The sequence below is a fragment of the Cetobacterium somerae ATCC BAA-474 genome (genome assembly GCF_000479045.1).
GTDB lineage: Bacteria > Fusobacteriota > Fusobacteriia > Fusobacteriales > Fusobacteriaceae > Cetobacterium_A > Cetobacterium_A somerae.
This window is the reverse complement of the sequence record NZ_KI518106.1, coordinates 1,191-8,624: the sequence shown is the minus strand read 5'-3', so window position 1 is coordinate 8,624 and position 7,434 is coordinate 1,191. Positions and strand designations below refer to the sequence as shown.

Sequence of the window (7,434 nt, the reverse complement as noted above, 5' to 3'; positions counted from 1 at the left end):
GTATATCATTTTTCTCATATAAATAGAAGAACTTTTAATTATGCAATACAGTACATTTTTTTTAGTATTTCTTTGCAAATATACAAACATTAAATTTAAAGTATATAATATTTAGTCAAATTTAAATTTAGGAGGATACTGTGATCAAAGTTTTATTTTTATTACTTATAATGAATATTTCTATTTTTTCTAAAACACTCAATACTGCAGTTATTTTAGAAAATAATGATGAAATGTCAAATACTTACTTAAATATTCTAAAAGATGAACTAACTAAAAATTTTGCTGGTACTAATTTTCAGCCGAATATATTAAAAGTTCTATATGTTGATAATCAAAATCTAGAAAATCAACTAAATTCTATTAATTTAGATAATAAAATTGATAGTCTTTTTATTTTAACTGATACTTCTATCGATAAAATAAAAAATTTAAGCAAAAATAAATTTTATTCTGCACCTTTAGGTTTTGGAAAAAATTTAGAAAAATTACCAAATAATTTAAATTATGTCTACAGTGATTTAGATTTAAAAAACTATCTTCAAATCTTTAATAATGTAAATGGAGTAAATGAAATCGATATTTTTATTTCAAATATAAGTGAAGCAAACATTACTAACTTATCTAAAAATATTAATATAAACAATTTAAAAATTAATATATATAAAACTGACGAAAAGAAAATAAAAGAAAGTAAAAATCCTATATTTTTAATATCGTTCAATGAAAATTTTAATAAATATGCTTATGTTGGTATTGATATGAAAAAAGAGTTTTCAAAACGTATTAGAGCTGCATCATTAAATTATATGCTTTATAAAACTAACAATAGATTGGGTAAAGTAGTTGAAGTCAATGAACCCAGAGAAAATATCTTTTTTAATGGAGATGTAGCTAACAAACTTGGACTATATCCAAATCTTATTTTTTTACAAAATATTTCGAATTTGAAAATATCTGAAAAAGATAGAATTAAACTTACATTAAAAAATGCAGTTGAAAGAGCATTAAATTCAAATTTTTCACTTTTAAAATCTAAACAAGATTTAGAAACTAGTTCTTATAATGTGAAAATTTCTAATAGTTCAAGATTACCTCAGTTAAATGCAAATGTGCAATATAATGCTATTGATAAAAGAACAAGTAATTTTAAGATGGGAGCTCCTACAAATAGTGTAAACTCATATTTAGAACTTTCTCAAGTTATTTTCAATGATCAACTTAATGCTTCTGTTCAAATTGAAAAACTTGCACTTGATTCTAGTAGAAAACAATATGAACAGACAAAGTTAAATATTTTATATTATACAGCATCTACTTATGTCAATATACTTCAATTAAATGCTCAACTAGATATTCAAAAAAGCAACTATGCTCTTTTAAAAGAAAGTTTAGAAGTTGCTAAATTAAATTATAAAGTAGGTGCTGGCGGTCTTCAAGATGTCTATAGACTTGAATCTGATGTTGCAAGTTCCCTAGCTAATATAGCTAATATCGGAAGTGAAATCAAAAATCAAGAGATTTATCTAAACACTCTTTTAAACTTACCACCAGATAATAGTTATAATTATGAGTCATTAAAAGATGTATCTACTTATTTTGTTTTAAGTGATTCATTCAATAAAAATTTTTCATATGGATCTGATAGATCTAAAAAGATAGAAAATTTTCTTGTTCAAGGAGCTATTTCAAATTCTAACTCTTTAGCATCTTTAAATAATAATATAAAAGCTAAAGAAAGAGAACTATCCGCTAATAAAAGAGAACGATTTTTACCAAAAGTTTCTGCAGCAGGAAAATATTATAAAGACAATATGATTACACCATGGGGAGAAAATTCTAATAAAAAATTCCCAGATGAATATTGGGAAGCTGGAATAGTTGCAACATTACCCCTTATTTCTGGTGGTGAAATATATTATAACTCTAAAAAAATAGAAAGTGAAATTCAATCTTTAGAATATTCTTGGGCAGATTCAAAAAATAATTTAGTTCAGCAAGTTTTACAAACTTATACTGAACTTTTAAGTAATTATGTTCAAAATTATTCAACTTCAACTTCTGCAACTGTAGCTAAGAAAAATTTAGATATAGTACGAAATCTTTACTCTGAAGGTACAATTACTGTTACAGATTTACTTTCGGCACAAAATAATGCACTTTCTCAAGAATTAAATAATGTTATTCAAAATTTTAATCTAATTAATTCAGCATTAAAATTAGAAAATCTTTATGGTAAATCGTCAATTACAATGACTTCTGATGAAAAATTACAAATATTAAATAATTTAAACGAAGTACTAGAAAAATAGGAGGCTCACATTGAAAAATAAATTTTTAATTTTTTTACTAACACTATCAGTTTTAGCTTGTGGTAAAAAAGAAAGTAATAATAAAAATGAAAATATAAAACCAGTTGTTTATGAAGTTGTAGGTTCGAAAGAAAATTCAGTTAAAAGAACATACTCTGGAACTATTAGATCAGAAGCTCTGTCAAATCTAAGTTTTAGAGTTTCTGGAACTATAAATAAAAGAATTGCTGATTTAGGAGATACTGTAAAAAAAGGTGAAATTTTAGCAACATTAGATAATACTGAGTATGTGCTAAACTACGAAAAAGCTTTAGCAGATTTAGCCAAAGGACAAGCTTCTTTTGCAGAAACAGAAGCTAATTATAAAAGGTCTCAGATTCTTTATTTGGAAAATAGTATTTCTAAAGCATCTTATGATAGCGCTATAGCTCAATATAAATCTGCTTTTTCTACTGTAAATGCCTTAAAAGAAGCTTTAAATTTAGCTAAGTTAAAACTTAGTTACACACAATTAAAAGCACCAGAAAATGGAACTATTGGACAAGTTAAAAGTGAAGTTAATCAAATTGTTAGTCCTGAGACTACTATTTTTATCTTAAATAGTGATGGTGATAGAAGTGTTGAATTTAATGTTTCACAATCTATCGTTGGGAAATTAAAACAAGGACAAATTGTTAATATTACTATATCATCTCTAAATAATAAAAAAATAGATGGAGTTATAACTAATATTGGAACTCTTTCAACTGGTTATGGAAGTACATACCCTGTTAAAGCTAAATTAAACGATGCTAATTCCTCAGATATAAAAGTTGGAATGATTGCTAATATATCTTTAAATACATTAGAGGAGGATGAAAATATAATCTCTCTTCCTTTAAGTTCTATCATTACAGGCCCTAGTAACGAAAAATATGTTTATGTTGTTACAGATATTGTAAATAATATTGGTATTTCTAAAAAACAAAAAGTAGAAGTTTTAAATACTCCAACATCAAATGGAATTATTATAACATCTGGCTTAAGTCACGGGGACTTTGTAATAACAAAAGGAAGTAATCAAGTGTTAGAAAACCAAAAAGTTTCTTTAATAAAAGGTGAGATGTAATATGAGTTTAACAGAATTAACTATAAAGAACAAAGTTACAGCTTATCTATTATTTATTCTTCTTTTAATAGTTGGATACGTATCTTACGATAAGTCAGAAAAAGCTGAAGATCCTGGTTTCACAATTAAAGTAGCATTAATTACAACTAATTGGCCTGGAGCAAACGCGAAACAAGTTGGTGATTTAGTTAGTAAGAGAATTGCTGATCAAGTTCAAAATATGGATGCTCTTGACTATGTCGAATCCAAAAATGTTGATGGACAATCAAATGTATATGTAAATATAAAAAGTGAATATAAAGATTTACAGCCTGTTTGGCAAGAGTTAAGAGATAGAATTAATACTTTCGTTGTTCCTTATTTGCCAACTGGAGTCCAAACACCACAAATAAATACATATTTTGGTGATGTGTATGGAACTCTTTTAGCATTGGGTGGAGATGGGTATACATATGAAGAGCTTTATGAAACTGCAACAAAATTAAAAGAAACACTTTTATTTGCTGTTCCACAAATTGGAAGAATTGATATAAGTGGAGTTCAAAGTCAAACTATATATGTTGATATCGACAATAAACTCCTTTCACAAACTGGAATTACCTTACAAACTATTCTTACAACTTTAAATAATTCTAATATTATTATCAAGGGTGGGGATATTGTTATCAATGAAGATAGATTAAAAATAAATCCAACTGGTAATTTTGAAAGTATAGAAGATATTAAAAATACCGTTATTACAAGTAATGATGGAAAAGAAAGTATTTACCTTAAAGAAATTGCTAATATCTATAAAGGATATCAAGAACCATCACCATATTCAATAGATTTCAATGGGAATAATGCAATTACTTTGGGAGTTTCTTTAGGATCTGGTGAAGATATTTTAGTTATGAGTAATGGAATTCAAAATACTTTAAAAGAGTTCAAAAAAAATCTTCCTATAGGTTTAGAAATAGGTGAAATTTATTATCAACCTGATTTAGTGCAAGTAAAAGTTACCTCTTTTATTGCTAATCTTTTTCAAGCTGTAATTACAATAGTTCTTGTTATGCTAGCATTTTTAGGAATTAGATCTGGTCTTATAGTTGCTGCTCTTACTCCAACATCAATCGCATTTACTTTAATTGGTTTATACTATATGGATTATGGTATTAATCAAATTACCTTGGCTGGTCTTATAATTGCTCTTGGAATGTTAGTAGATAATGCTGTTGTTATGTCTGAAAATATTATTGTTCTTTTAGAAAATGGAAAAGGAAGAATGGAAGCTTGCTTAGAATCTGCTAAAACTCTTGCTATTCCTTTACTTGTAAGTTCTATAACAACAATAATGGCATTTTCTCCTATTATTTTGAATAAAGAGGACATGGGACAATATGTTGGACCATTAACAATAGTTGTTATGTTAGCTTTAATTGGATCATGGCTTATAAATCAAACTTTGATTCCATTGCTTTGCTATGATTTTATTAAAATAAAAGCTGGAGAAAAACAAGACTTAAATAGTAAACCATATCTAATATATAGAAATATTCTTTTAACAGTTCTAAAAAATAAAAAGATAACTCTTATTGGAACTGCTATTTCATTTATTTTAGGACTTTGGCTACTTGGGCTTGTTCCAAACAATTTTATGCCAGCTTCAACTGACCCTGTTATGTCAACATACATAAGATTACCTAAAGGTACTGACATAAACTTTACAAGAGAAGTGGTTAAAGATGCCAATAATTTTATATCTAAAAATTATTCGACTGGAGATCAAGAACCACTACCTCCAACACTTTGGGACTACATAACAACTGGTGGAACAACTTTAGTTTATAAAAAACCTGGAGTTTTAAGTTGGGGGTCTTTTATAGGAGGTGGAGCTCCAAGATTCTCTACAGGATATACTCCTGAAACTCGTTTAACTGAATATGCTTATATAATGTATAATTTAACTGATTATACTCTAATTCCTAAAATAAGTACTGAAATAAACACTTACTTAAAAAATAAATATCCAAGTATTGATATTGTTACCAAAGGTTTAGGAAGTGGAGTTACTTTAGAAAAAGATTTAGGATATGTTTTAACATCAAATGATATTACACTTCTTAAAAAATGTGCTAACGAACTTAAAAATAAACTTAATAATACTCCTGGTGCATACTCTATCTCAGATGCTTGGGGTAATGAAGTACCTGATATTAGTATAGAAATAAATCAAGAAAAAGCTCAAGCAGCTGGATTTAATAACGATACAATTGGAAAAGATTTACAATTTGTTCTACAAGGTTATAATGCTACTGTTTTTAGAGATTTCAATGCTCCTCCTCAAAGTACAATCATTCCTGTTGTATTAAGAGGAAAAAATACTTATAAAAATGATATTAAATCTATTGAATCTATTGAGTTAATAAACTCTTCTGGAAAAGCTGTTCCTTTAAAACAGATTGCTAATATAAAATTAGATTTTAGACAAAATTATATTTCTACAAGAAATATGGCTTACTCTATCGAAATTGATGCAGCTGTTAAAGATGATACTACCCCTTTAGAGGTTAATAAACTCGTAGAACCATGGCTAAAAGAAAAACTAAAAGAATGGGGTCCTAATATAAAGTATTATCCATCTGGAATAATGAAAACATCTAAAGAAAATCAAGATGCATTATTTGCACAAGTTCCTTTTGCGATACTTATGATGTTTGTTTTAGTTGTAGGACAATTTAATTCTATGAAAAAAGGATTAACTATAATGCTTGTTATTCCATTATCTCTTTTAGGAATTGCTATTGGTCTTCTAATTACAAATACGCAACTAGGATTTATGGCTATGATTGGAATTATATCCTTAGCTGGGGTCGTTTTAAATCATGCAATTATTTTAGTTGATAAAATGACAATTGAAAAAGAAGAGTTAAAAAGAAGTGATCAAGATGCAATCGTATTTGGATGTCAATCTAGACTTAGACCTATATTCCTAACTGTTGCAACTACTTTAGTTGGGCTTATGCCTCTGTACTTTTTTGGAGGTCCACTTTTTCAACCATTAGCCGTTGTATTAATCTTTGGTTTAGCAACAGACACAGTTTTAGCTCTAGGAGTTATTCCGGTTATTTATGCAACTTTCTATAAAGTTAATTTTAAAAATTATGAATATGATGAAAATAAATTAATTATAAAATAAAACTAATTTTAAATCCACCTCTAAGCATATTTATTCTGAGGTGGATTTATTTTTATATATTTTAAAAATCCATTTCAAAACTTTTTCTTTTCTTTTTCTCTATTTCAAAATCAACTAAATAGTTACCTAAAATTTTTCCTCTTAAATTAATATAATTTGTTTTTAAAGATGTTTTAGTAAATCTATTAGATATATCTTTTTCAGAATCTAAATATTTTTTTAGTTTATTTGTCTCTTTAATAAAAAATTCATTAAGCTTAGATTTTTCTTTAAACATATCACTTTGTTTAGAGTACCTATCAGCAATACTATTTCTTAAGTTATTGACTCTAGAAATTTCTTCATGAAGTTTTTTATCACCAATTGATGTTTGGATCTCTTTAAACTCTTTTTCTAATCTTAAAAGAGACTCATTAACACTTTTAAGTTCTCTATTTACTTTAGACAAAGCCCCTAAATATAATAACTTTTTAGATAGTGTTGTATATGAATCTTTTTCTATTTTTAACTCAATTCTTTTTTTATCTAAAACTCCATATTCTTTCATAGCTTTAAAGTATCTTCCCTTACTTAAACTGTTTAAAGCTAGTCGTTCTATATCTTCAAATTTCATATTTTTAAAATAATTATAAATCTCAGATGACTTCAACTCTTTTAAACTTGATTTAAGATTTTCCGATTCAACTTTGGATAGAATAGCACTCAAAAACGTTGTCATCGACCTTAACGAGCTTTTTACGAAGCGTAAGAGCTGTTATTTGTCTATCCAATAGGATAGATTCTTGCAACTCTTTTTCTTTTAGTAATTTTGACTCTATACTTTTTTCAATTCTAAT

Annotated in this window: 4 protein-coding genes; 3 read left to right on the top strand and 1 reads right to left on the bottom strand. The window is 26.8% G+C overall.

Translation table 11 applies throughout. The features are described from left to right. Positions 1 to 140 precede the first annotated feature (140 nt). From HMPREF0202_RS04130 to HMPREF0202_RS04120, 3 genes are read left to right on the top strand one after another with little or no spacing between them, the layout of a single operon-like run. On the top strand, positions 141 to 2,312 hold the full coding sequence (locus HMPREF0202_RS04130; protein ID WP_084537621.1) for a TolC family protein: 2,172 nt from the start codon (positions 141 to 143) through the stop codon (positions 2,310 to 2,312). A gap of 10 nt (positions 2,313 to 2,322) precedes the next feature. Next, positions 2,323 to 3,420: an efflux RND transporter periplasmic adaptor subunit gene (locus HMPREF0202_RS04125; protein WP_023052030.1), complete on the top strand. Its 1,098-nt coding sequence runs from the start codon at positions 2,323 to 2,325 to the stop codon at positions 3,418 to 3,420. A 1-nt stretch (position 3,421) separates the two neighbouring features. After that, positions 3,422 to 6,598 (top strand): efflux RND transporter permease subunit, encoded by a 3,177-nt coding sequence (locus tag HMPREF0202_RS04120; protein WP_023052029.1) that lies wholly within the window; start codon positions 3,422 to 3,424, stop codon positions 6,596 to 6,598. Between the two features lie 61 nt (positions 6,599 to 6,659). Here the strand turns inward: HMPREF0202_RS04120 and HMPREF0202_RS04115 are convergent, their stop codons facing one another. Continuing rightward, positions 6,660 to 7,211, bottom strand: a complete 552-nt coding sequence (locus tag HMPREF0202_RS04115) for a hypothetical protein (protein ID WP_023052028.1) — start codon at positions 7,209 to 7,211, stop codon at positions 6,660 to 6,662. Positions 7,212 to 7,434: the final 223 nt, after the last annotated feature.

Coding starts and splice junctions, on each gene's coding strand:
- HMPREF0202_RS04120 (WP_023052029.1), top strand. CDS start 3,422: ATGAGTTTAACAGAATTAACTATAAAGAACAAAGTTACAGCTTATCTA.
- HMPREF0202_RS04115 (WP_023052028.1), bottom strand. CDS start 7,211: ATGAAATTTGAAGATATAGAACGACTAGCTTTAAACAGTTTAAGTAAG.